At 32.9% G+C, this 2,580-nt stretch carries 3 protein-coding genes; all 3 read right to left on the bottom strand.

Features of this window, described 5'->3' with window-relative positions; translation table 11 throughout:
- Positions 1–90: 90 nt before the first annotated feature.
- The 3 genes from BLQ60_RS13930 to BLQ60_RS13920 are packed head-to-tail and all read right to left on the bottom strand — an operon-like array spanning position 91 to position 2,496.
- Positions 91–687, bottom strand: coding sequence for a hypothetical protein (locus tag BLQ60_RS13930; protein ID WP_213030482.1), 597 nt, complete (start codon positions 685–687; stop codon positions 91–93).
- An 8-nt stretch (positions 688–695) separates the two neighbouring features.
- On the bottom strand, positions 696–1,169 hold the full coding sequence (locus BLQ60_RS13925; protein ID WP_092621883.1) for a Mov34/MPN/PAD-1 family protein: 474 nt from the start codon (positions 1,167–1,169) through the stop codon (positions 696–698).
- Complete coding sequence (locus tag BLQ60_RS13920) at positions 1,162–2,496, bottom strand: ThiF family adenylyltransferase (RefSeq protein ID WP_244516064.1); 1,335 nt, start codon at positions 2,494–2,496, stop codon at positions 1,162–1,164. The genes BLQ60_RS13925 and BLQ60_RS13920 overlap by 8 nt, the downstream gene beginning before the upstream one ends.
- Positions 2,497–2,580: the final 84 nt, after the last annotated feature.

Raw genomic sequence — 2,580 nt, 5'->3', positions numbered from 1 at the left:
AATTCTGGAGTATATCGTTTACTGCTCATAAGCACCTCGTTAATTAGCCATTTTATCTAACTAAAAGGTGTCTACAAAATCGGTGGCTATTCAGTCTGAAGATGCAATATTATGTGCATTATAAGCAAAGTTTCCCTTTGCTCCTGTAAGCTGATCTATATCTAATCGCTCACCACAGCCTGTAAACATACAGCGTCCATGACTATCAATCATTAAGCTAGTGATAGTTTTACTAGTGAATTGTTTACCTCGGCCAGTCTTTTTCTTATTACTGTAAAAGTCTTTTATAAACTTTATTTTTAATGACTTCGTCTTTAGACTTACGGTAGAAAACTCATATGTTGTCCATAGAGAATTTATCGTTTCTAAGTTTACAATATCATCGGATGTTAAAATATTATCCGTAGCTCTTAGCTCGATAGTAGATCGAGTACCTGAAAGGTAATCTAGAAAATTTAACAAATCTATTTCGCAGAGATTAACCCGCAGAAGAGATTCGATTTTTTCTGAGGTAATTAATAAGATTAATAAGTTTTTGTTTGATTGGCTTATGAATAGCCCGACTCTATCCCAAGTTAAAACAGATTTTATTCCATCGATATATGATTTGGCTGTTAGTAAGTTATCCAATGGTTCTAGTTTACTTTGTATTAGTTCAAATTTAGGCAAAGAATTGGTGTCACTCATGTTTTTTATTAAAACCTCAAGGCTGAAGATGTACTTAAATAGCTATTTTGATCAGTGTAAATTTTAACTTCTTTAATGCCTACGATTACAAAAAATAGTCTTCTATTATGATTTCTCGCTATGCAATTCTCCCAATCTTGCTTATCAATCGAAGATGGTGTAGGTATCGATTCTGGATGGCTATGCCATGTGCCTAAATAAACAGATGTACCATTAGATTCTTTATACTTTGTATCGAGAAACCTCTGATGAAATGGATCTTTCATCACAAAGTTATACCTAGTTCTAATGTCTAGTTTTTGTGGAGTAGTAACAAATTCTATTTGAAAGATTTCAGTACCTTGAATTTGATGTCCTATCAATATTCCGCAAGCTTCTTTAGCTTCAGATGAGATTTGACGATACTCTTCCCATATTTCAATGATATCTTTATTAATATGAACAGTAGCGTCAGAAACATGAACAGTTAATTGGTCATTCATTACAAATATCACATTCTGGATTCAATAGTGGTGTGACTAGTAATGATTTTGAAAAGCTAGAATAACGATCAGTTAACTCTAAATTTTCATTTAAAGCGTCTAGATCAGAACCTTTCCAGCTTACCTTTGAAGAATCTTTGACTTTCCCTTGTAAAAATTTTAAGGCTAAATCTGTAGTGATACTAGCGGTTTGAATGGCAGATAAGTTTGAATAGGGTAGAAAGGCATTTCCACATCCTGAAAGATTTCTAGTTAAATCTTGATTTGGTTTTAAAAAATTAAGATTAGAAACTAAGCCTCTACATAAATTTTCATTATCTACATAAGCACATCTTAAGCATCCTTTTTGCTCAGGAATATCTAAAACTGCATGTCCCCCAACACCATAGCCTTCTGTCCATGTATTAATTATGGCTGTTTCTACTTCATTCTTTATACAGTAATCATGAAATATCCGTTCTTTTGTTGGTGAGCCTATAGCAATGATAATCAGATCATATCTATTGATAATAGAATCGTTTCTCAGCTCGAGCAAACATCCATCAGCAGGGATTACGTTAACCCAAGGATATTTAGTTGTTATTCTAAATTGTAGTCCTATAGTTTTGTATTGATGTAAATATTCTATTGGTAGATAGTGTCTGTATATATTTTCTATGGAAAGGGTATCGGAATCGACAAGAGTTAGATTCCCTAATCCACATGATGCTAGCTGATCTGCTATATAACCACCTACAGACCCACAGCCTACTAATAAAACGTGTTTGTCTTGAAGATCACAAAAAGCACCGCCACGGGGTATTAAGCTTGATTTATCAAATAATTTAATCGAGCATGCCTCTATATTCCATTCAGTGAAACTTTCTAATTTGAGTGGAAAAGTTTTGTTTACTTTAGATTTTTTATATTGAAATTTTAGTCCAAACCAAGATTTTCCTGAGGATGTATCAATGTTAAAGATTACCCAGAATATATTCTTCCTAGTTTGAGCGAAGGTTGTTACGAATTTTTTTTTAGTATCAGCATCTAATAACTCGAAATGTTCCAAAAACCACTGAGGTAGATCTGAGGCAGTCCATGGAATAGAGGTAATACAAGGTAATGGGAGAATACAACCTAAATCAGGACTCTTTTTTCTTTGAGCTACTTGAATTTTAAAAAAAGGTTCTTTTGTTGCAAGATCATAATTTTCAGGGTGAACTAATACGCTACTTTTTAATCCGTATTTTCCTTCAGGCGCATAAACTTTTAATTTACAAAATTCAGGTGAATCTACTAGACAAAGAACATCATTAAATTTTGTATTATTTAAGCTATGAATAGCCACCGATTTTGTAGACACCTTTTAGTTAGATAAAATGGCTAATTAACGAGGTGCTTATGAGCAGTAAACGATATACTCCAGAATTTA

Source organism: Acinetobacter marinus (assembly GCF_900096915.1).
Taxonomy (GTDB): domain Bacteria; phylum Pseudomonadota; class Gammaproteobacteria; order Pseudomonadales; family Moraxellaceae; genus Acinetobacter; species Acinetobacter marinus.
The sequence above is the reverse complement of the archived record's forward strand: the minus strand, read 5'-3'. Positions and strand labels throughout refer to the sequence as shown.

Bases quoted from the DNA above. Each gene is read 5' to 3' on its own strand.
- BLQ60_RS13930 (WP_213030482.1), bottom strand. From the start codon at position 687: ATGAGTGACACCAATTCTTTGCCTAAATTTGAACTAATACAAAGTAAA.
- BLQ60_RS13925 (WP_092621883.1), bottom strand. From the start codon at position 1,169: ATGAATGACCAATTAACTGTTCATGTTTCTGACGCTACTGTTCATATT.